General features: G+C 70.6%; 22 protein-coding genes. 7 read left to right on the top strand and 15 right to left on the bottom strand.

What is annotated here, in order from left to right; translation table 11 throughout:
- Positions 1 to 18 precede the first annotated feature (18 nt).
- Positions 19 to 621 carry a cysteine hydrolase family protein gene (locus tag IOE58_RS03660; RefSeq protein ID WP_193865069.1) on the top strand — a complete coding sequence of 201 codons (603 nt, stop codon included), beginning with the start codon at positions 19 to 21 and terminating at the stop codon, positions 619 to 621.
- Positions 622 to 696: 75 nt separating this feature from the next.
- Positions 697 to 1,176 (top strand): hypothetical protein, encoded by a 480-nt coding sequence (locus IOE58_RS03655; protein ID WP_193865068.1) that lies wholly within the window; start codon positions 697 to 699, stop codon positions 1,174 to 1,176.
- 9 nt (positions 1,177 to 1,185) lie between these two features.
- Here IOE58_RS03655 and IOE58_RS03650 read toward each other — a convergent pair whose 3' ends face one another.
- The 3 genes from IOE58_RS03650 to IOE58_RS03640 are packed head-to-tail and all read right to left on the bottom strand — an operon-like array spanning position 1,186 to position 3,609.
- On the bottom strand, positions 1,186 to 1,539 hold the full coding sequence (locus tag IOE58_RS03650) for a hypothetical protein (RefSeq protein ID WP_193865067.1): 354 nt from the start codon (positions 1,537 to 1,539) through the stop codon (positions 1,186 to 1,188).
- A 24-nt stretch (positions 1,540 to 1,563) separates the two neighbouring features.
- Positions 1,564 to 2,934, bottom strand: coding sequence for a CoA transferase (locus tag IOE58_RS03645; RefSeq protein WP_193865066.1), 1,371 nt, complete (start codon positions 2,932 to 2,934; stop codon positions 1,564 to 1,566).
- Between the two features lie 33 nt (positions 2,935 to 2,967).
- The gene (locus IOE58_RS03640) at positions 2,968 to 3,609 is read right to left on the bottom strand and encodes a class I SAM-dependent methyltransferase (RefSeq protein WP_193865065.1); all 642 of its coding nucleotides are present in this window, start codon (positions 3,607 to 3,609) and stop codon (positions 2,968 to 2,970) included.
- A gap of 89 nt (positions 3,610 to 3,698) precedes the next feature.
- Here IOE58_RS03640 and IOE58_RS03635 point away from each other — a divergent pair, with 89 nt between their 5' ends.
- A complete protein-coding gene (locus IOE58_RS03635) occupies positions 3,699 to 4,244 on the top strand; it encodes a DUF488 domain-containing protein (RefSeq protein ID WP_193865064.1) in 546 nt (181 codons plus the stop codon).
- Here the strand turns inward: IOE58_RS03635 and IOE58_RS03630 are convergent.
- Entirely contained in the window at positions 4,241 to 5,149 is a 909-nt protein-coding gene (locus tag IOE58_RS03630; RefSeq protein ID WP_193865063.1) for a sulfite exporter TauE/SafE family protein, read from the bottom strand. The genes IOE58_RS03635 and IOE58_RS03630 overlap by 4 nt on opposite strands.
- A 105-nt stretch (positions 5,150 to 5,254) precedes the next feature.
- Between IOE58_RS03630 and IOE58_RS03625 the strand changes: the two genes are divergently transcribed.
- From IOE58_RS03625 to IOE58_RS14745, 3 genes are read left to right on the top strand one after another with little or no spacing between them, the layout of a single operon-like run.
- Entirely contained in the window at positions 5,255 to 6,430 is a 1,176-nt protein-coding gene (locus IOE58_RS03625; protein WP_193865062.1) for a phosphotransferase family protein, read from the top strand.
- Complete coding sequence (locus tag IOE58_RS03620) at positions 6,423 to 7,253, top strand: fructosamine kinase family protein (RefSeq protein ID WP_193865061.1); 831 nt, start codon at positions 6,423 to 6,425, stop codon at positions 7,251 to 7,253. Before IOE58_RS03625 ends, IOE58_RS03620 begins: the two co-directional genes overlap by 8 nt.
- Positions 7,254 to 7,266: 13 nt before the next feature.
- Positions 7,267 to 7,557, top strand: a complete 291-nt coding sequence (locus IOE58_RS14745; protein WP_348981857.1) for a pyrimidine dimer DNA glycosylase/endonuclease V — start codon at positions 7,267 to 7,269, stop codon at positions 7,555 to 7,557.
- A gap of 169 nt (positions 7,558 to 7,726) precedes the next feature.
- Here IOE58_RS14745 and IOE58_RS14620 read toward each other — a convergent pair whose 3' ends face one another.
- From IOE58_RS14620 to gdhA, 3 genes are all read right to left on the bottom strand, one after another.
- Positions 7,727 to 9,163: a hypothetical protein gene (locus IOE58_RS14620; protein ID WP_193865060.1), complete on the bottom strand. Its 1,437-nt coding sequence runs from the start codon at positions 9,161 to 9,163 to the stop codon at positions 7,727 to 7,729.
- A gap of 89 nt (positions 9,164 to 9,252) precedes the next feature.
- Positions 9,253 to 9,861, bottom strand: a complete 609-nt coding sequence (locus tag IOE58_RS03605) for a GNAT family N-acetyltransferase (RefSeq protein WP_193865059.1) — start codon at positions 9,859 to 9,861, stop codon at positions 9,253 to 9,255.
- A 119-nt stretch (positions 9,862 to 9,980) separates the two neighbouring features.
- A complete protein-coding gene (gdhA, locus tag IOE58_RS03600) occupies positions 9,981 to 11,324 on the bottom strand; it encodes an NADP-specific glutamate dehydrogenase (RefSeq protein ID WP_193865058.1) in 1,344 nt (447 codons plus the stop codon).
- Positions 11,325 to 11,603: 279 nt separating this feature from the next.
- On the opposite strand from gdhA, the gene IOE58_RS03595 reads away from it, so the two are divergent.
- Positions 11,604 to 12,140, top strand: a complete 537-nt coding sequence (locus tag IOE58_RS03595; protein ID WP_193865057.1) for a hypothetical protein — start codon at positions 11,604 to 11,606, stop codon at positions 12,138 to 12,140.
- Between the two features lie 53 nt (positions 12,141 to 12,193).
- On the opposite strand, the gene IOE58_RS03590 is transcribed toward IOE58_RS03595, so the two are convergent.
- The 8 genes from IOE58_RS03590 to IOE58_RS03555 all read right to left on the bottom strand — a co-directional run bounded on the left by IOE58_RS03590 (position 12,194) and on the right by IOE58_RS03555 (position 19,668).
- Entirely contained in the window at positions 12,194 to 12,394 is a 201-nt protein-coding gene (locus IOE58_RS03590; RefSeq protein WP_193865056.1) for a helix-turn-helix transcriptional regulator, read from the bottom strand.
- 10 nt (positions 12,395 to 12,404) lie between these two features.
- The gene (locus tag IOE58_RS03585) at positions 12,405 to 12,821 is read right to left on the bottom strand and encodes a hypothetical protein (RefSeq protein WP_193865055.1); all 417 of its coding nucleotides are present in this window, start codon (positions 12,819 to 12,821) and stop codon (positions 12,405 to 12,407) included.
- Positions 12,822 to 12,917: 96 nt separating this feature from the next.
- A complete protein-coding gene (locus IOE58_RS03580) occupies positions 12,918 to 13,697 on the bottom strand; it encodes a CPBP family intramembrane glutamic endopeptidase (RefSeq protein WP_193865054.1) in 780 nt (259 codons plus the stop codon).
- 94 nt (positions 13,698 to 13,791) lie between these two features.
- Positions 13,792 to 15,213, bottom strand: coding sequence for a sodium:solute symporter family protein (locus IOE58_RS03575; protein ID WP_193865053.1), 1,422 nt, complete (start codon positions 15,211 to 15,213; stop codon positions 13,792 to 13,794).
- 46 nt (positions 15,214 to 15,259) lie between these two features.
- Positions 15,260 to 16,537 carry a metal-dependent hydrolase family protein gene (locus IOE58_RS03570; protein WP_193865052.1) on the bottom strand — a complete coding sequence of 426 codons (1,278 nt, stop codon included), beginning with the start codon at positions 16,535 to 16,537 and terminating at the stop codon, positions 15,260 to 15,262.
- 124 nt (positions 16,538 to 16,661) lie between these two features.
- Positions 16,662 to 17,390, bottom strand: a complete 729-nt coding sequence (locus tag IOE58_RS03565; protein ID WP_193865051.1) for a glycerophosphodiester phosphodiesterase — start codon at positions 17,388 to 17,390, stop codon at positions 16,662 to 16,664.
- Positions 17,387 to 18,265 (bottom strand): glycerophosphodiester phosphodiesterase, encoded by an 879-nt coding sequence (locus IOE58_RS03560; protein WP_193865050.1) that lies wholly within the window; start codon positions 18,263 to 18,265, stop codon positions 17,387 to 17,389. Before IOE58_RS03560 ends, IOE58_RS03565 begins: the two co-directional genes overlap by 4 nt.
- Before the next feature lie 2 nt (positions 18,266 to 18,267).
- Entirely contained in the window at positions 18,268 to 19,668 is a 1,401-nt protein-coding gene (locus IOE58_RS03555) for an ABC transporter substrate-binding protein (RefSeq protein WP_193865049.1), read from the bottom strand.
- Positions 19,669 to 19,726 lie beyond the last annotated feature (58 nt).

Raw genomic sequence — 19,726 nt, 5'->3', positions numbered from 1 at the left:
GCGCTTACAGTGCCTCGTATGGACACCGTCGCGCCTGGTACCCCCACTCCTGAGACTGCCCCCTGGCTGCTGGTCGTGGACCCGCAGCGGATCTTCGCCGACCCGGCCTCGGAGTGGGCCTCCCCGTTCTTCCCCTCGGCGATGGGGAACGTCCGCGCCCTGGCCGCCCACATCGGTTCCGAGCGCACCCTGGTGACCCGCTGGCTGCCCACCGCCGATCGCGACACCGCCTGGGGCGCCTACTTCGCGGCCTGGCCTTTCGCCGACGTTCCCGCCGAGGACCCGCTGTACGAGCTGGTGGAGGATGCCCAGGCGCTCTCCGCGCACCCCACCGTGGACGAGCCCACCTTCGCCAAATGGGGGCCGAAGCTCGCGGCGCTCGTAGGCCGCGCCCCGCAGCTGCTGGTCACGGGGGTCTCGACCGACTGCTGCGTGATCACCACCGTGCTCGCCGCGGCAGACGCCGGCGCGCACGTGACCGTGGTGACCGACGCCGTCGCCCACTCCACGGCCGAGAACGGGCAGGCGGCACTGCAGGTGATGGGGCTGTTCCCGCCCCAGGTGCAGCTGCGCTCCACGCGGGAGGTGCTGGAGGCGGTGCCACCTCGGCCTGGGGCCTGAGTCTTGGTCTCCCGTGTCGAGGCCGATGGCGGGAGGCTCACCCGGAATGCGGGGCGAGGGCGGACATGGACGGCGATGGCCGGCGCGTGTCTGCTCCTGACCAGTTGTGGGCTTGACCTGGGAGGCCTGGGGCCCGGCACGCCCTCCCCGTCGGAGCCGCCATCGTCGAGCGATCCTCCTGTCGAACCTCCCACGCTGAGCTCGGAGCTGCTGCCCGAGGGGACGCAGCAGCTGGAGATCGAGGTGGGTGAGACCGCGCAGATCTACTGGGGCGGCAGCAGCACGAGCGTCGGCGACAACTGGGGCGTGCTCTCCGTGGAGCCGGAGGGTGTCGCCGAGGCCGGGTTCGTCAGCGGTGACTCGGTGCTGGGCTTCGAGGACTGGGAGGACACCTCCACCGGGGGCGACGGGCCGACCGCGCTCGAGGTCACAGGGATCGCGCCGGGTACGACGACGATCCGCGTGCAGTACTGCTTCCGCGAGGAGCTCGCCGAGGACTGCGATCCGGGATCGGAGGACGGGTACCCGACGGACGTGACCGTCACGGTGCGCTGACCGGCTCCCTCAGCTCCCGCGCACGAATGCGAGCGCTTCGCGCACCAGCGGCAGCCACGCCTGGTAGGCCTGATCGGGCGTGTCGGCGGAGGGCAGTTCGAACCACTCCTTCATGGTGCGGGTGCCCATGGTGACCGGGGCGGCTTCGCCTGCCGCGATCAGTTCCTGCCCCCGGGCGTGCGGGAGCTTCACGATCAGCTCGCCGTCGAACCCCAGGAAGGCGAGGATCGTGCCGCCCACCCGCAGGCCGGGGCTGCGGAACATGGTGCCCACCTCGACGTCACCCTCGGAGCCGACCCCCCGGGCGAGGTCATGCAGCACGCCGACCAGATCGGCACGCGGATCCTCGGGTGCGAGCTTCATGGGCACCTCCCAACTCAATGGCACTCAGCCTGTCACCGATGGGGGCACCGCACCAGAGGCCCCTCCGTCCCAATGAGGCCGGGCGGTGCCGTACTCCGCGATCGGCCCGCTGATAGGCGCGCCGTCGAGGGTGAGCGGAACCGGGACGGTGCGCACCCGTCCGTGCGGGGTGTCGAGGTCGACCGTGGCCGGGCCCGCGCCGCCCGAGTCCGGCCCGGCACCGCCCGCACCGGCATCGATCGCGTTGCCTGCTTGCGCCGTGTCGTCCTCGCGCAGCGCGTCCCCGTCGGCCCGTTCCGGCACCGCACGCCGCAGCAGCTCCCGCGCGGCACCGAGCAGGTTCACGTGCACCCGCCCGCCGCGGGCATCGGCCAGCAGGTCGATCACCCGAGCAGCGAGCAGGTACCCGCTGGAGTGGTCCAGGGCCTGCACCGGCAGTGCCCCGGGGCGCCCGTCCTCACCTCCGCACACACTGGCGATACCGGTCGCGGCCTGCACGATCGAGTCGAACCCCGCCGTGCTCCCCCACGGCCCGTGCTCGCCCCACGCACTGAGTGAGCCGATCACCAGATGCGGGAAGCGCTGTGCGAGACCTGCCGGGGCGAGGCCGAACCGGTCCAGCGATCCGGGTCGGTAGCCCAGCAGCACCACGTCCGCCCCGGGCAGCAGGTGCTCGTGCAGGACATCCAGGTGCTTGCCCAGGTCGAGCTGTGCGGAACGCTTGCCCATGCCGGTGGACAGGTGGTGCTCCAGCAGCTCCGGGCAGTGTGGCGGGTCGATGCGCAGCACCTCGGACCCCAGGCAGCCCAACAGCTGGGAGCAAACGGGCCCGGCGATCACCCGGGTGAGGTCCAGGACCCGCACCCCCTGAAGCGGCACGTCCTGGGCAGCACCCAGCACTCGCCGCTCCGCACCGGGCAGCACCCGGTGCCAGGGGACGTCACAGGTCGCCCGGTGGTGGGGATGCTGCTCCCACTGCGCCGGGGAGCGCACCACGGTGGCGATGCCACCGACCGCCTGCACCCGTTCCTCCACCTGCGCGGCTGGAAGGCGCGAGACGGCCGCAGCCAGCTCCTCCGGGCCGCCCACCTGGAGCGATGCCCGGATCGCCTCCGCGTGGTGGGGGAAGTTGCCGTGGAGTCGCACCCACCCGTCGGCCGCCTCGACGAAGCCGCTGAGCGGGGCCCACCCCGGTGCCGGGCGCCCGTCGATGCGCAGGTGGCCGATCGCATCGAAGGCGCCGACGATCAGCGCTGCGGAGGTCCCCACCTCGGCATCGATCCCCCTCAGCCCCGCCACGCGCTCGACGGCTCGGCGCGCCTGCTCGACCGAGTCGGCAGCGAGGCCTCCGACGTCGAGCGGTCCCGGCCAGTCACGGATCAGCGGTGGTTCCACGCGGCCAGGGTACGTGCGGCCTCGCGGCCGCGGTCAGCGGCGGGCGATGACAGTGAACGTGTGCCAGTGCTTGGGCCCGCCAAAGGAGCGGCCGTCGTACTCCCTCTCCTCCACCTCGGCACTCGCCCAGCCCTGCAGCAGGTCCTCGACCTGCGAGCGGGAGAGGAACGTGCCGTCGGTCACTGCCCAGTCGTCGTTCTCCCCGAACAGGTCGATCGCGAGCCCCCCGCCGGGCCGCACCGCGGCGACGATGCTGCGCCACAGGCCGCCGAACGCCGCTCGCGGCACGAAGGACAGGGTCGCGCAGGAGAGCAGGAGGTCAGCGGAGGGCAGATCGGCGATCGACTCCAGCACCGTGGTGGAGTGGTGCACGGGATGCCGCGCGGCCAGCTGGCGCAGGGCGGGTTCGACGGAGGGATCGGCATCGTAGGTCCACACCTCGTAGCCCTGCCGGGCCAGGAACTCCGCCTCGATGCCGATCCCGCTGCCCAGCTCCACGGCGGTGGGGCGCTCATCCCCGTCAGCGGCCCCGGACCCGGTCGGGCGTGGCTCCGCGGCGTCGGCCGGGCCCTGTGCCGCAGCCTCGACTGCGCGCACCGCCAGGGGCCTGACAGGTCTGCCATGCTGGGCCGCGTTGTACGCGGAGAAGTCCCGATCCTCTGTACGCCTCTGCATGGATGACCCCTCGCTCCGGCCAACGGCGACCGGTACCGCTGCCTGATGATATCGGTCCGCGCCGGTACCCGGCGTGCCATGCTGGGCCGATGGCCCCTCCCCTGATCACCGTCGGCCACGGCCGTCTGGACCGCGACGAGCTCGCCGCGCTGCTGAGCGGCGCAGGAATCGAGCGCCTGGTGGACGTGCGCCGCTTCCCCGGCAGCCGGGCGAACGACGCCGCAGCCCGCGGCCAGGTCGAGGAGATCTGCGAGGCCGCCGGCATCGAGTATCGGTGGGAGGAGCGCCTGGGAGGCAGGCGCCGACTCACCACGGAGCAGGATGCCGCCTCCCCGGACACCTGGTGGCGCGTGGCCGCGTTCCGCGCCTACGCCGCCTGGACCCGCGAGGACGACTTCCGGGCCGCGATCAGCGATCTCACCGTCGACATCGAAGCGGCGCGCACCGCGGTGATGTGCTCGGAGTCGGTGTGGTGGCGCTGCCACCGCCGCATCATCGCCGACGTGATCGCACTGGAGCACGGCATCCCGGTGGAGCACCTGATGCACACCGGCCGGCTCAGCGCGCACGAGCCCAGCGAGGGCGCCCGTCTCGATGGGAGCGGACGCATCCTCTGGGACGGTGCGGACGCCTAGCCCAGCAGCGTGGTGCCCAGGGTCACCGCGGCCACCCCGCCCAGGAGGGTCGCGAAGATCAGGGTGAGGGTGGAGGGGCGGGCCTTGGCCGAGAGCGGGCCGCCCAGCATGCCGCCCACCGCGGAGCCCGCCGCGAACAGCAGCGTGACCGTCCAGTCGATAGAGACGTGGGTGCCGATGCGCGCCAGCAGGCTGACCACGGTGGCCACGATCATCACCAGCAGGCTGGTGCCGGAGGCGCGGCGCATGGCCAGGCCCAGGGCGATCACCAGCATCGGCACCACGATGAAGCCGCCGCCCACACCGAAGAAGCCGGTGAGGAAGCCGGTCAGGGTGGCGGCGACGATCACGACCGGCAGGCGCCGACTGCCCGGTCCTGCACTGTGGTCAGCGGGCTTGCCGTGGTGGGTGTGGGTGCCGTCGGCGGCGATCACGGTGTCGGGCCCGGGGGCGTCCAGCACCGGGTCGTCGTGGGTGAGCAGCGGCTGGTCCGCTTCGGAGGTGCCGTGCGCCGCCCGTTCCAGATTCTCCTGCCGCCTGCCCCGGACGCCGCGCACGGCCATCAGCACGGCGACCGCCACCAGCATCGAGCCGAACAGCACCAGCAGCAGCTGCGGGTCCACCAGCACCGACAGGCGCGACCCTGCCACGGCACCGACCACCGAGACACCCGCGAAGACGAGTCCCTCGCGCCAGTTCACGTTCCCATTGCGGGCATGGTGCGGGATGCTGAACAGCGCCGTGACAAGCACGATGATCAGACTGGAGGCGGTGGCGGAGTGCGGATCCTGCGCCAGCAGGAACACCAGCACCGGCACCGCGAGTATCCCGCCGCCCGCACCGAGCGCGCCCACCACCAGGCCCACGCCCACGCCCACGGCGATCGCGAGCAGTGCCAACTCCATGGGGGGAAGCCTCCGCGGTGAGGAACGGGTGCGAGCGTCGATCGGCGCGGGATCCATCGTAGATCCGCGCGGGACAGTGGGATAATCGACCGGCAGGAGGCACCGATGCAGAGCACCCACCCGCAGGACCCGTCCGTCGCTCCCGATCCCGTGAGCGCCGCCATGGGCGAGCGACTGCTGCAGGCGTGGCGCCACGGGACGCTGGTGCTGCCCTTGCGCGATGAGAACTCCCCGGTGCGCCTGCCCGGCCTGCACTCCTCGGTGCTGCCGGCCTCGCTGTCGGGCCAGGCCCGGGTGTCCCTGGTGGGGGTGGGCGAGCGCTTCGCCGCCTGGCGCCTGGTGCCGCAGCAGAACGCGCCGGTGATCGTGCGGATCCCGCACGTGGCACCGAGCGAGCTGCACCAGAGCCTCTCCCATGAGATCGCGGCCCTCACGCTGATCCCTCCGGAGGTGGGCCCGGATCCCATCGCCTTCCACGACGACGCCGCCACCAGCCCGATCGGCCACCCCTATGTGGTCGCCACCGACATGCCGGGCTCGACCGCCGCGCCCGAGGCCTGGACACCGATGCAGCTGGAGCTGCACGCCCGCCACCTGGCCCGCCTGCACACGGTGGCGGCACCGGGGCGAGGCCCGGTGTCCCTGGGAGAGGATCCGTGGTCGCAGATCCCGCCCGGCCCGGCGTCGCTGCTGGGCGAGGTGGAGCAGCTGGTCGCCCAGTGGCGGGACCGGTACGGGATGGTGATCGAGGAGCACGGCCTGGAGCCGTTCCTGGAGGCCGCCCTGGAGGTGGCGGCGGGGATCGAGCCCGAGATCGCGGCGATGTCGACGTCGTCCTCGGGAGGTTTCGTGCTCGCGCACGGTGACCTGTGCGCCACCACTGTGCTGTGGAGCATGCCGGAGCCCGGACGTGAGCACCCGGTGGTGCGCTACATCGACTTCGAATGGGCGCAGGCCGACGATCCGGCCCGTGACCTCGCGATCATCGGCGGCAGCGTGCACGGCGGGCCCTGGTACGTGCCGATGGACGAGCAACGGGTGACGCGCTTCGTGGAGTGCTACCTGCAGGCCCGCGCCGAGACGGGGGAGGTGCCGGAGGCGGTGGCCGACGTTGCGGCGCTGCGCCGCCGCATGCACGCCTGGACCGCGTACGAGCGCACGGCGATGCTGGTCCACGTGGCCTCCGCGGCCTCCACCCGGGTCGCGCATCAGCGGGTGCTGCCGTGCCTGCGCTCCACCCTCGCCGCTCACCTGGACCTCGAGGACGGGGCCGATGGCTGAGCAGGAGCAGGCGGGCGCAGGACCCCGCGCCGAGCGGGCCCCCTTCGTGAAGTCCCGTGCCGGAGCCCCCTCGGGGTTCTTCGCGGCCGAGGCCGCTGGTCTGCGGTGGTTGGCCGAACCGGGTGCCGTCCCGGTCGTGGAGGTGCTGGAGGTGCGGGAGGACGCCCTGCACCTGGTGCGCCTGGAGTCCGCTTCGCCGGATGCCGAGGCCGCCCGCGACCTCGGCGCCCGCCTCGCGCGGCTGCACGACGCCGGTGCCCCGGGATTCGGCTGGGCGCCGGGGGATTCGGCCTGGTTCGGGCCGCTCACCGATCCCTTCGAGGTGCCCACCGACTCCCGCGACAGCTTCGCCCGCTTCTGGGCGGAGGACCGTCTGCGGCCCCTGCTGGCCTCCTGCATCTCCACACTGGGCAGTGACGGCAGCGCTCGGGTCGAGGCCGCGATCGACACGATCGCGGACGGCTCGTTCGACGGGATCTGCGGGCAGGAGCCGGAGCCGCCCGCCCGGGTGCACGGGGACCTGTGGTCCGGCAACGTGATGTGGACGGGCGGGGGTGCCGTGCTGATCGACCCGGCCGCGCACGGCGGGCACCGCCTGGAGGACCTGGCGATGCTGTCGCTTTTCGGCGCCCCGCACCTGGAGCAGATCTACGCCGGGTACGAACAGGCCCATCCCCTGCCGCAGGGCTGGCGCGAGGACCTGCCGGCGCGCGTGCTGTTCGGACTGCTGGCCCACGTGCACCTGTTCGGATCCGGCTACGCGTCTCAGGCGATCTCGACGGCCGATGCGGTCAGCGCCCGCGCGCGGCGCCTGGCCGGCTGAGGGGAGGAGGACCGTGCGCTTGTGGAGCCTGCACCCGTCCCTGCTGGACCGGGCCGCCCTGGTGGCGGGCTGGCGTGAAGCGCTGCTGGCCCAGAAGGTGCTGGCCGGCGGTACCCGCGGGTACACGAACCATCCGCAGCTGCACCGCTTCCGCGCCCACCCCGACCCCATGGTGGCGATCGGCGCCTACCTCAGCGCCCTGCAGGAAGAGGCGACCGACCGCGGCTACCGCTTCGATGCGACCCGGATCCTGCGGCCACCCGGTGCCGGCGCCCCCCCCACCCCATCGAGGCCATCCCGGTGACCAGCGGGCAGCTGGAGTACGAACTGGAGCACCTGCGACGCAAGGTCACCGCCCGTGCACCCGAGCACCTGCCGCACCTTCCCACCGTGGGGACCACGCCGCGGGCCCACCGCTACTGCAGGTGGGCCCGGGGGATGTGGAGGACTGGGAGGTTCGCTGACCGGGAGGGTCAGTGGCCGTGGTCCTCGTGGCCGTGGTCCTCGTGGCCGTGGTCCTCGTGGCTTTGGTCCTCGTGACCCTCATCAGCGTGATCGTCGTCCGCGTGCTCGTCGTCCTCATGGTCGTGCGCGTGCCCCACCGTGTACTCGCCCGAGGCGGTGCCGGTGGTCACCTGGATCTCGTGCGGCTCCACGGTCAGTTCCAGCTCGCGGTAGGTCTTGCCGCTGGCCACGTCCACCATGGTGATCTTCTTGGAGGCGGGGTCCACCACGAAGGCGGTCCCGTCGGCCACGGCCATCATCGGGCCGGGCTGCTGCCACTCATCGGGCTCGCTCCATTCCGCGGCGACCGGCACCTCGTGCAGGATCTCGCCGGACTCGGGGTCGAGGATGTTCAGCTCGCCGTCGTACGTGAGCACCAGGGCCTCGCCGTTCGGGCCGCGGTCCAGGGAGCGGAACCAGTAGGGCGAGCCCAGGTCCACGGTCCGCATGATGGCGTCACGGGTGTCGATCAGGGCGATCTGGGTGGGGCGCTCGATGCCGCCGGCCGGGTCCTTCTCCACCTTGTGGTCCGCCAGCACGATCGGTGAGGAGGGGTGGCCCTTCTGGTTGCCGGAGCGCTGGTACTCCTGGCCCACGGCGACCTTGTGGAACTCGCCGTCGCGGTAGACGACCGGGCCGTTCTCGCAGCCGATGGAGATCACGTCACCGGACTCGGAGGGCTGCGCGGCCGCCTCGCCATGGATGCCGGGGCAGTCGTCGGTCTCCGCCACGACAGCGCCGGAGGCATCCTTGACCTGCACCGTGCTGCGCTCGTCCTCGGTGCCCTGGGTGAGCAGCAGCCCCCCGTCCTCGAGCGGCACGGCGACGCCGTGGTGCGGATCCTCGGTGCTGGTCTCCTCGACCTCGCCGAGGGAGCCGTCAGCCAGGGAGGCGGGATCGAACAGGGTGATGGCCCCGGTGCCGTCGGCGAACAGGGCGGTGCGGCCGGCATGCGGGACCACATGTCCCGGGTGGGGCGCCTCGACGCTGATGTCGGTGAGCGCGGGGTCCTGCACGTAGTAGTGGAAGTGGTCGCCATGGCCCTGGGCCAGCAGACCGGTGTCGTACATCGTGAAGCCGTCCGCGGTGCTGAGGGCGACATGACGGCCGTCGCCGGCCGGGTTCAGCCGCACGTAGCCCTCCACCTCGGCGGTGCCCAGCTCGGTGCCGTCCGCGGAGTCGATCGTGGTCACGCCGCCGTCGTGGGCGAGCACGATGCGCGGGGTGAGGGCAGCGACCTCGGTGCGGTCCGAGCTGGTGGCGGTCTGGCCGTCCGAGGCTCCCCCACCGTCGGACGCTCCCCCGCCGGTGGTGGCGCTGGGGCTGCAGGCGGCCAGGGCGAGCACGCCGATGCCGAGCAGCGACGCCGCCCGACGGGTAGTGATAATCGTTCGCAGTGATGTCATGCACGAGAGGCTACCAGCGCATGAGAACCATTCCCACCTAAGGGGGTGAGGCGCCGGTCACAGATGTGGTCACATCAGCTCGAGGCGTGTCACCGCGCGCGCCACATCCGGGTCATCGGTGGCGCGCCAGATGAGGCGACCTCCCCCAGGGAGCGGAAGCCGAACCTCTCGTAGTACCCGACCAGGGGTGGGGCCGAGGCCTCCAGGTACGCGTCGGCTCCGTCGGCATCGATCGTGGCCAACCGGTGCCGCAGTAGCGCCGACCCGATGCCGCGACCGGCGTGGTCGGGCCTCACGCCCAGCGTGGCCAGGTACCAGTGCGGCTGGGTGGGGCGGGTGCGGGCGATCGCCGACCATGCCTGGGCCAGACGGCCGACGGACCGACCTCCTGCCCGCACCGCGGCTGGCAGGGCGCGCACGGTGGCCATCGGCCCCGGCACTGCCGTGCCCGGGGGCGCCCAGACCGCGACACCGACGACGTCGAACGGGTCAGCGAGGACCAGGTCGATCACGTGCGGCACGGACATCGCGAGCGTCAGCTCGGAATCGAAGGTGGCGCGGATGCGGTCATGGCGCCTGTCCGGCGGCAGCATCGTGGTCAGGAACGGGTCCTGCGCGAAGGCTCTGGCGAGCACCTCGATGACCTCGTCGGTGCGGGTGCGGTCGAAGGGCACGATCTGCGGGTCGGCCGAACTCATACCCGGATACTAGTGCGACAGCAGCAGATCCTCGGCAGGTATCGCAGCAGTCAGGCTCGTCGATCAGGAGAAGCCGATCAGATGATGACGATCAGAAGGGGCTGCTCAGATGTCAGCGATCAGATGACGCCGAAGGCGATCATCGCGTCGGCCACCTTGCGGAAGCCGGCCACGTTCGCACCCACCACATAGTCACCCGGGCGCCCCGCCTCCTCGGCGGTCTCCAGGCAGGTGGTGTGGATGTTCTTCATGATCTGGGTGAGGCGCTCCTCGGTGTGCTCGAAGCTCCAGGTGTCACGGGAAGCGTTCTGCTGCATCTCCAGCGCGCTGGTGGCCACGCCGCCCGCGTTCGCGGCCTTGCCGAGGCCGAAGGCCACGTCGGCCTGGCGGAACACGCTGACCGCTTCGGGGGTGCAGGGCATGTTGGCACCCTCGGAGATGGCCTCGACGCCGTTCTTGACCAGGGTGCGGGCGGCATCAGCATTGAGCTCGTTCTGGGTGGCGCTGGGGATCGCGATCGCCACGGGCACGTCCCACACGCAGCCGTCCTTGACGAAGCGAGCGCTGCCGCCACGACGCTCGGCGTACTCGTGGATGCGACCGCGCTCCACCTCCTTGATCTGCTTGAGCAGATCCAGGTCGATGCCATCCTCGTCGACCACGTAGCCCGAGGAGTCCGAGGCAGTGATCGGCACGCCGCCCAGCTGGTGGGTCTTCTCGATCGCGTACAGGGCCACGTTGCCGGAGCCGGAGACGGCGACGCGACGGCCCTCGAAGGAGGAGCCGCGGGCCCGCAGCATCTCGTCGGCGAAGATGGCCGCCCCGTAGCCGGTGGCCTCCTTGCGCACCAGCGAGCCGCCCCAGTCCAGGCCCTTGCCGGTGAGCACACCGGCCTCGTACCTGTTGGTCAGGCGCTTGTACTGGCCGAACAGGTAGCCGATCTCGCGCGCGCCGACCCCGATGTCACCGGCGGGCACGTCGGGGTACTCCCCCAGGTGGCGGTGCAGCTCGGTCATGAAGGACTGGCAGAAGCGCATGACCTCGCCGTCGGAGCGCCCGTGGGGGTCGAAGTCGGAGCCGCCCTTGCCGCCGCCGATGGGCAGACCGGGCAGGGAGTTCTTGAAGATCTGCTCGAAGCCCAGGAACTTCACGATGCCCAGGTTCACCGAGGCGTGGAAGCGCAGGCCTCCCTTGTAGGGGCCCAGCGCGGAGTTGTACTCGACGCGGAAGCCGCGGTTGACCTGCACCTCACCCTTGTCGTCCACCCACGGGACGCGGAAGATGATCTGCCGCTCGGGCTCGCACATGCGCATCAGGATGCTGCGGTCGTTGTACTCGGGGTACTTGCCCTGGATGACCTCGAGGGACTCGAACACCTCGCGGACGGCCTGGTGGAACTCGGGCTCGCCGGGGTTGCGGCGCAGCACCTGGTCGTAGGTGGCCTGGAGCGTCGAATCGAGCATCGCGGTCCTTTCGGATGGCCCCGGTGCGGGGCGAAGCAGTCACAGCGACCCCAGAGTACGGAGTCCCGCGGGGGTGGCGTCAGGACTGTCCATATGCACTCACCTGGTGAGACCCCCTGGTCGCGGGGTATTGACCGCGCATGACCTGCACAGAAGCATGGTGGCAAGGCCCGGCCGATCAGCGGTCCGGCGCGAACGGACTTGGGGGAGACCATGTTCACAGGACTCAGGAACCATCACCGAAGTGGTCGTGGCCTGCGTCGGCTCAGCGCAGGGTGCGTGACGCTGCTCGCCGTCGGCGCGGTGGCCGCCTGCGGCCCCGACGAGCCGGAGGAGACGACACCCGCGGATCCACCGTCGGTCGAGGCGTCCGCGGACCCCACCGAGCAGCCCGCCGATGAGGGTGGCAAGGCCCGCCCCGGCGGCGAGGAGTCCGAGAACGGCGGAGCGAACGACGGGGACTCCGGCGGCGAGGGGTCCGACGACGGGGACTCCGGCGGCCGGACAGGCGCCGAGGCCTGGCGTGCCCCGTTCGACGAGGTGGGTCACGAGTGGAGCAACGGCTGGGTGGCGCTGCCGGCGTCGGCCGAGGACATCGAGTCGATCCTGGGAGAGACGGCCCCGGAGATCCGGGAGGGCACCGAGAAGGTGGACCTCCTGGTGGACTGCGCGGACGGCATCGACGGGACCAGCCTGGAGACCACCTGCACGGTGACGGCCGCGGACGAGGAGCTGAACCTGCCCGAGGTCACCTGGCGGGTCATCGGCGAGATCGAGGAGGGCGGGGCGGACCTCACCGTCCGCAACGAGGGCTGAGAGGGACGGGGCATCGGCCGCCTCACCGTGCACGATCCTGGGAACCCTCCTGGTCAGCCCTCCGAGTCGGGGTGGAAGATCTCCTCGATCTGCTTCTCGAATGTCTCGGCGATCTTGAACGCCAGCGGGAGTGAGGGGTCGTACTTGCCGTTCTCCAGGGCGATCACCGTCTGCCGGGAGACGCCGAGGGCAGTGCCGAGCTCGGCCTGGGACCAGCGGCGGTCGGCGCGGAGGGCCTTGATGTCGTTGCGCATGTCGGCCCTCTCAGCGATAGCGGATCGCGGAGACGATGGTGCCCAGGATCCACGCGACCATCAGGATCGAGAAGGCGAAGATCCAGTTGAGCTCGGGAAGCACGTAGAACTGCAGCACGCCCACGGCCAGGATCAGCGGGGTGGAGATCGCGAAGGCCAGGAGGATCGCTTCGGCGATCTTGGCGCGCTCGAACTCGTCCCCACTGCGGTACATCAGCACGTTGGCCCAGGCCATCAGCCCGATGCCGGGCAAGACGATCAGCGCGGCCCACCAGGCGGGGATCCCGATGGAGGGGGCGAAGCCGGCAGCGGCAAGGCCGAGGCCGTAGAACACACCGCCAAGCGTGAACAGGAGCGCGAAGGTGCGGTTCGCCTTCTTCCGAGGGCTGGCGGTCGTCGTGCCAGGGGTAGGGGCATCGGTGGTCATAGCGGGTCCTTCCGGGATGGTCGGTGGTCGGCAGGGCCGACGGGGGTGATGATCGAGCGGGGAGGTACCACCGGAGGCGTCAACCTCAGATCGGCCTCAGAGCAGGGCGATTGCCAGGGTGGGCAGGCCCAGGAACAGCAGGTCGAGGCCCCAATGGGCCAGCACCAATGGCATCAGACGGCGCATCCACAGCCACAGGCCGCCCAGGATGAGGCCAGCGAACACGGTGGTGAGCACCTTGGCGGCGATGTCGGGCCCGGAGCTGAGGGCGAAGCCGACGTGCTGGATGCCGAACACCACCGCCACCAGGACCAGGGCGCCGATGCGCCCGATGTGGCGCTGCAGGCGGGGCTGGGCGTAGCCGCGGTACACGGCCTCCTCCGACAGGGCGATGCTGAGCGGGGCGATCAGGAATGCGACCAGGCCCACCCACAGCGGGATGGAGGGCGCGGGGCCTGCGGGCATCGGCGGGGCCCCGCCGTAGACGATCAGGTTGGCGGCGAAGTTCGAGGCGAAAAAGCCGACTGTCAGGATGACCAGCAGCAGGGCGCCCCAGGCCAGATCCACCCAGCGCCAGGGCCCGAACAGGTCCCGCAGCCGCTTGCCCTCGGCGCGCAGGGCCACGGCGACGGCTGCCAGGGCGACCACGTCGACGATCACGACCAGTGCGTTGGCGTACATGAGGGAGAGGTTGGCCCCCAGCAGTGCGAGGCCGAGGGCCAGGATCAGCAGGGGGCGGACGGCGAGGACCCCGGCGATGCGCAGGGTCGGGACCGCGGGAGCGCCGGCCTCAGCGGGTGCGGTGATGCGGTGATCGGTGGCGGTCGAGGGGGTGAGGTCGGTGGGAGGGGCGGTGGTGGAAGTCGCGGTGCTCATGCCTAGAAATGTAAGGGTCGCTTGACATGAGTGTCAAGGGCCCTTGACAGAAAAAGTAAATGTCCCTTGACATGCCTGGTCGGCGGCGCCGTCGTCACGCCGCCGGGGACTTCACGTCCTGCGGCAGTGCCTCGTCGGCCTTGGGCCGTGTCAGCAGGGACCCCACCACCAGCGCGATGATCGCCAGTGGCAGCGAGACGATCACCGAGTTGACCTCGGCAGCGCGCCCGCTGACCTCCCAGCCGATGGTCGCCACGCCGCCCACCAGCATCGCGGCCAGCGCCCCGACGGCGGTGGCCCGCTTCCAGAACAGGGCCGCGAGGACCACGGGGGTGATCGTCGCGCCGTACATCGTGTACGCGTACATCTGCAGGGCGAGGACGCTGGGGAAGAACTGCACCATCACGTAGGCGAGCACGGCCACGCCCAGCACCGCCGCACGCCCCAGCCACATGTCCCGGGCCGGGTTCTGAGGGGTCTTCGGGCTCACCTGACCCACGAGGTCGTGGACGATGTTCAGCGAGCACGTGAGCAGGTACGACGAACCGGTGGTCACCACCAGGGCGAACGCGCCGGCCAGCAGCGCGCCGCCGATCGCACCCGGGGTGAACCTCGCGTCCGACAGGGAGAGCACTGCCATGTCGGGCTCGATCCCGGGCTGCAGCACGGCGCTGGAGACCGCCAGCAGGACGATCGGGACGATCATGATGATCGCACCGAAGAAGAAGAGGATGGCGCCCTTGTGGGCGGCCTTCTCGTCCTTCGCGGAGGAGAGCCGCTGGTACATGTTCTGGTCGCCGAGGATCAGGGCCAGCAGGGGCAGGGCGAAGCCCAGCATCTGGATCGGGGAGAGCCCGCCGAAGACACCGCCCTGGCCGGAGCCGACGGAGCCGAGCTCGGACACGCCGCCGAGATCCACGCCGATCACGAAGAACAGGGTCACCCACAGTGCGAAGACGATCATGATCGCCGAGATGTAGTCGGTCCAGGCGACCGATTTCAGACCCCCGGCCAGGGCGAGGAAGGTGATGAGCACGGCCGCGAGGATCGAACCCGTGGTCCCGTCCAGGGGCGTGATGAGGCTGATGATGTAGCCGGCTCCGGTGAACTGGTACGCCGCGATCCCGATGAAGGCCACCAGCATCATGATCGTGGCGACCAGCCGCGTGGCCCGGCTGAAGCGCTGCTCGAACAGCTCGGGGATCGTGTAGTTGGCCAGGCCGCGCACCCGCTTGGCGATCGCGATCAGCACCAGGGTGCCGATGATCGTCCCCGAGAAGAACAGGAAGCCGGGCAGCACGCCGTAGCTGTAGGCGAAGTTGGCGCCGCCGATGATCGACCCGGAGCCGACGAACGTGGCGAGCATCGTGCCGGCGAGCACCGGTGCGGGCAGCGATCGCCCTGCGAGCATGAAGTCCTCACCGGAGGCTGTCTGCTTCGAGCGCCCGAACCAGGCGCCGACGGCGAGCATGAGGACGACGTAGATCACGAGCACGACGATGTGCGTGATGTTCATGAGGGGTGCCTTTCGTGTGGGAGGGGAAGGGTGCGCTCAGGTGCGCTCAGGCTGAGTGCTCGCGGCCACCGACGACTCGTCCGCCCTGGACGACGAGCACGGGATCGGGCTCGGAGAGCACGGTGATGTCCTGCAGGGGGTCGCGGTCGAGCACCAGCAGATCCGCCAGGGCACCGTCGCGGATCTCCCCCAGCTCGCCCTCGCGCTCCAGGAGCCGGGCGGCGGTGGTGGTGGCGCCACGGATGATGTCGAGAGGCTCCTGGAAGCGAGCCCGGATGTCGAACTCGCGGGACTGGTGGATCTGCATCCCGCCCAGCAGATCGGTGCCGAAGCAGAGGTTCAGCCCGTGCCGATCGGCGATCTGCAGAGCGTTCTCCCCTGCCTGGAGCACGTCGTCGACCTTGGCCTGGCTGGCCTCGGGCAGCCCCATCTCGGCGCCGAACTCCTTGAGCGCCCAGTAGGTCACCAGGTTCATGGTCACGAACGCATCCGCCTCCACGACGGCCTCGGCGGTGGCATCGTCCATCAGGTTGGCGTGCTCGATGGAGCGCACCCCGGCCTGCAGCGCGCGCCGGATGGCACCGGGGGTGTAGGCGTGAGCTGCGACGTACCGGTTGGCATCGGCTGCCTCCTCGACAGCAGCCCGCATCTCTGCCAACGAGTACTGCAGGGAGTCGACCCGGTCGGTCGGAGAGGCGACCCCGCCGCCGGCCATGATCTTGATGTGGTGCGCGCCGGTGCGCAGCTGGTCGCGTGCCGCGGCCCTGACCGCGTCTGGCCCGTCGGCGATGACGCTGATGCCCGCGCAGCAGGGCACGGAGGTGGAGACGGTCTGGCCCGGGCTGCGGGTGTCGCCGTGGCCTCCGGTCTGGCTGAGCGACTTCCCGCCGAAGAAGAGGCGGGGGCCACGCAGCATCCCCTCCTCCTGGGCTGCCGCCAGGCCGTGATCGCCACCCGCGACGTCCCGCACCGTGGTGAAGCCACGATCGAGCATGTCCCCCATCAGCCGGGCCGCATGCATGGCGGCATACGAGGGAGCGATCAGTTCCAGCTGCCCGAGGTTCGCGGTCATCGCGTACACGTGCACGTGGCAGTCGATGAGGCCGGGGAGCACATAGCGGCCCTGGAGGTCGATCGTGGTGGGCCGCTGGTCATCGCCGGCTGCGCCGTCGGAGCCGTCGTCGTGCGCGGACTCGGCACCGCGCTCGGAGCGCGCGCTGATGCGGTGGAAGCGGCCATCCCGCACTTCGAGATCCGCCGTCCTCCATTCGCCGGTGTGCGGATCCAGGTAGTGCGCATCGGTGAACCGGACGGCGGCGTTCATTGCAGACTCCTTCGTGCTGCGAGCAGGGGTGGGTGAGGCGTGAAGCGGCGTGGATCACACCACGGTACGGACACCTCGAGCGCAGAGCGTCGACGTCCGCGTGGCGGACGGGCCATCGGGCCGGTCACAGGCCCGTCGGTCGCCCTGCCAGCCGCTCCTTGACCCAGCCGGGGTCGTCGGTGGTGATGGAGTCGACCTCACAGGCCAGTGCCACCGCGAGCTGCTCCTCGGTGTTCACCGTCCACGGGTGCACGGCCAGCCCGGCCTCCCGGGCGGCCCGGGCTGCGGCGAGCGACAGCCCGTCGATCGCGGGGCCGATGGCGGCGGCACCCAGCTCTTCGGCGGTGGACAGCGCCTGTTCGTCGACCGCCTTGACGAGGTAGGACACCGTGGTCTCCGGGCTGGTGCGGCGGATCTCGGCGAGCGCTTCAGCGTGGAAGGAGATCACGGTGGAGGCGGCCTGCGGGGAGCCCTCCTCGAGCTCGGCCAGCAGCTCACCCACCGCGCGAGCCGCCTCCGGCACCTTCACCTCGATGAACAGCGGCACAGTGGTGAGGTCCAGCAGCTGCGCGAGGGTGGGCACGTGCTCGTCGTGCTGGAGCCGCACCCGGCCCAGCTGCTCGCCGGTGAGGTCGGCGATGGCGCCGGTGCGCAGCGGGGAGTCCTCGTTGGCGGTGCGGTCGATGGTCTCGTCGTGCATGACGATCACCTGCCCGTCACTGCTCAGGTGAACATCGCATTCAAGCAGGTCAGCACCGTCGGCCAGGGCCCGACGGAACGAGGACAGGGTGTTCTCCGGGGCCAGGTGGGCAGCGCCGCGGTGGCCGACGACGAGGGGCTGGGTGCGTGTCATGCCCCGATCCTCTCGGATTTCCGGCCCGGGAGGCCGGCATCCGGTGATCCGGCCCCGGCGATGATCTCGCGGGCCCACCGCGGATCGTCGACGGTGATGGTGTCGCAGCCCAGCTCGAGTGCCCGGTGCAGCTCCTCCTCGGACCGAGCGGTCCACAGGTTCAGCTCGATGCCGAGCTGCCGCGCGCGCTCCACATCCGCCTGACGGGCGTCGGCGATGCGCACACCGATCTGGGCGACGTCGAGCTCCACGGCCGTGGTGAAGAACTGCTCGGAGGTCTCCGTGGTGGTCAGCAGGCGGGGGATGTGCGGGGCAACTGCCCGCGCTTCCTGCAGCACCTCCGGGTGGAAGGAGATCACCATCGCGGGGGCCGACGCCCTCTCCGCGAAGTCCTGGTCCCGGAAGTAGGCGGTGAGGATCTGCATCACCAGCGCGGTGGCGGCAGGGGCCTTCACCTCGACCAGTAGCGGGATCCGGGTGCCGCCCTCTCCCACAGCGACATCGAGCACCTCGGTGAGCGTGGGGATGCGCTGGTCCATGCCCACCCGCACCCGGTCCAGCTGCTCGCGGGTGAGCTCCGCGACCGATCCGGTGCGCAGCGGGGAATCGGGCTGGGCGGTGCGGTCGATGGTGGCGTCGTGGATGATCACGTCGCGGCCGTCGGCGCTGAGGTGCACGTCGCACTCGAGCAGCACGGCCCCGTCGGCGATCCCGCGGCGGAAGGAGAGCAGGGTGTTCTCGGGGACAAGCGCCGCAGCGCCGCGATGGCCCACCAGCTGCGGGATGTGACGGTCGGACCGTGCACCGGCCGTGCCGGGGGCGCCTGAGGTGCCAGAGCTCGGCACGTCCGATGCGCTCGGGGCGACCGTGTTCATGCTCAGATCCTCTCGAAGTCGATCTTCTCGATGTCCTCGCGGTTGTCGTCGAGGATCTCCTGCAGGGAATCCTTGATGGAGCCCAGCGCCGTCTTGGGGTCGGTGCCGTCACCGTGCACCTGTGCGACGGCCGTGGAGATCTCCGTGACCGCCGACTGGAACCAGTTGGTGTAATCGGCGGTACGGGCGTTCTCCAGCTGGTTGAGGGCCACCTCGTAGTTGGGGTCCTTCGCCACGAGGTCCTTGACCTCCTGGGTGTCGCGGGCGGCCTTGACGATCGGCACGTAGCCGGTGCCGATGTGCCACGTCGCGGAGTTCTCGGGCGTGCCCAGGAAGCGGAACAGCTCAGCGCAGGCGTCCTGGCGGTCCTTCGAATCAGCGCGGACGATCGACAGCCCGGAGCCGCCGGTCGGCACAGCCTTCTCCTGGCCCTCCTTGGCAAGCATGTAGGCGGTGCCGACCTCGAACTTGTCGCCAACGGCCTTCGTGGTGCCGGTCAGGCCTGCGGTCGAGCCGCGCTTGCCGGCGGCGACACCGGACTCGAAGTCGGTGCCGGCGGCCTTCGCCATGTAGGCGACCTTGTCCTCGTGGATCAGCTTGCGCTGGAACTCCAGCCACTCGATCCCCGGCGCTTCGTCAATGGTGACCTGGAAGTCGTCGTCACTGTTGCGGCCGCCGAAGCCCCAGATATCGGCCTGCGAGAACCAGGCGTCGTCGGTGGAGAAAGCGAGCGCACTCAGCGGCCGACCCTCGACCTTGATCGAGGAGAGCTCCTTGCCGAACTCGGCGAGATCCTCCCAGGTCTCGGGGCCCTCTTCCGGCAGTCCGGCTTCCTGGTAGCGGGTGCGGTTGAAGTAGAACAGCGGCGTGGAGCGGGCGAAGGGCACGAGATAGGTCTGGCCCGCGGCCTTGCACTCGGGCGTGTAGCTGTCGATGTAGTTGTCGAGCTTCCACTCGTCATCGAAATAATCATCCAGCGGGGCGAGCGCGTCGGAGAAGTAGAACTGCAGCCACTGCATCTCGGGGAAGCAGACGATGTCGGGCACGGTGCGGGCCTGCAGCGCGGCGGTGAACTTCTGGTTCAGGTCGGCGTAGCCGCCCACGGATTCGGCGACCGCGACGATGTCGTTCTGCGACTCGTTGAACGCGGTGAACAGGCCGTTGAGGACTTCGAGGTTGTTGCCGGTGAAGGGCGCCCAGAAAAGGATCGGGGTGCGGTCCTTGTACTCGTCGGGCACGGTGATGTCGGCTTGGCCGAAGCCGTCGCGGACGGGCTGGTCAGCGCCCTCCGAGCTGCCGCCATTGGGCGAGCCGCAGGCGGCGAGCGAGGCGCCGGCTGCGCCGAGCCCGAGAGCGGTCAGGATGCTGCGACGCGACGGGGAGAAGGAACGGGGGCTGGTCATGGACATCTCCTTGGGAAGGTCTGATCGGGTCGGGTCGTGGGATGGAGGTCGAGGTGGG

The sequence above is a fragment of the Brachybacterium epidermidis genome, assembly GCF_015209585.1.
Lineage (GTDB): Bacteria > Actinomycetota > Actinomycetes > Actinomycetales > Dermabacteraceae > Brachybacterium > Brachybacterium epidermidis.
The sequence above is the reverse complement of the archived record's forward strand: the minus strand, read 5'-3'. Positions and strand labels throughout refer to the sequence as shown.

Excerpts from the sequence above, each read along its gene's own strand:
- IOE58_RS03555 (WP_193865049.1), bottom strand. The coding sequence starts at position 19,668 with ATGACCAGCCCCCGTTCCTTCTCCCCGTCGCGTCGCAGCATCCTGACC.
- IOE58_RS03640 (WP_193865065.1), bottom strand. The coding sequence starts at position 3,609 with ATGCAGAGGCGTACAGAGGATCGGGACTTCTCCGCGTACAACGCGGCC.
- IOE58_RS14620 (WP_193865060.1), bottom strand. The coding sequence starts at position 9,163 with ATGACATCACTGCGAACGATTATCACTACCCGTCGGGCGGCGTCGCTG.
- gdhA (WP_193865058.1), bottom strand. The coding sequence starts at position 11,324 with ATGCTCGATTCGACGCTCCAGGCCACCTACGACCAGGTGCTGCGCCGC.
- IOE58_RS03565 (WP_193865051.1), bottom strand. The coding sequence starts at position 17,390 with ATGACACGCACCCAGCCCCTCGTCGTCGGCCACCGCGGCGCTGCCCAC.
- IOE58_RS03580 (WP_193865054.1), bottom strand. The coding sequence starts at position 13,697 with ATGAGCACCGCGACTTCCACCACCGCCCCTCCCACCGACCTCACCCCC.
- IOE58_RS03620 (WP_193865061.1), top strand. The coding sequence starts at position 6,423 with ATGGCTGAGCAGGAGCAGGCGGGCGCAGGACCCCGCGCCGAGCGGGCC.
- IOE58_RS03655 (WP_193865068.1), top strand. The coding sequence starts at position 697 with ATGGCCGGCGCGTGTCTGCTCCTGACCAGTTGTGGGCTTGACCTGGGA.
- IOE58_RS03630 (WP_193865063.1), bottom strand. The coding sequence starts at position 5,149 with ATGGAGTTGGCACTGCTCGCGATCGCCGTGGGCGTGGGCGTGGGCCTG.
- IOE58_RS03605 (WP_193865059.1), bottom strand. The coding sequence starts at position 9,861 with ATGAGTTCGGCCGACCCGCAGATCGTGCCCTTCGACCGCACCCGCACC.
- IOE58_RS03590 (WP_193865056.1), bottom strand. The coding sequence starts at position 12,394 with ATGCGCAACGACATCAAGGCCCTCCGCGCCGACCGCCGCTGGTCCCAG.
- IOE58_RS03560 (WP_193865050.1), bottom strand. The coding sequence starts at position 18,265 with ATGAACACGGTCGCCCCGAGCGCATCGGACGTGCCGAGCTCTGGCACC.
- IOE58_RS03650 (WP_193865067.1), bottom strand. The coding sequence starts at position 1,539 with ATGAAGCTCGCACCCGAGGATCCGCGTGCCGATCTGGTCGGCGTGCTG.
- IOE58_RS03585 (WP_193865055.1), bottom strand. The coding sequence starts at position 12,821 with ATGACCACCGATGCCCCTACCCCTGGCACGACGACCGCCAGCCCTCGG.
- IOE58_RS03660 (WP_193865069.1), top strand. The coding sequence starts at position 19 with ATGGACACCGTCGCGCCTGGTACCCCCACTCCTGAGACTGCCCCCTGG.
- IOE58_RS03575 (WP_193865053.1), bottom strand. The coding sequence starts at position 15,213 with ATGAACATCACGCACATCGTCGTGCTCGTGATCTACGTCGTCCTCATG.
- IOE58_RS03570 (WP_193865052.1), bottom strand. The coding sequence starts at position 16,537 with ATGAACGCCGCCGTCCGGTTCACCGATGCGCACTACCTGGATCCGCAC.
- IOE58_RS03625 (WP_193865062.1), top strand. The coding sequence starts at position 5,255 with ATGCAGAGCACCCACCCGCAGGACCCGTCCGTCGCTCCCGATCCCGTG.
- IOE58_RS03635 (WP_193865064.1), top strand. The coding sequence starts at position 3,699 with ATGGCCCCTCCCCTGATCACCGTCGGCCACGGCCGTCTGGACCGCGAC.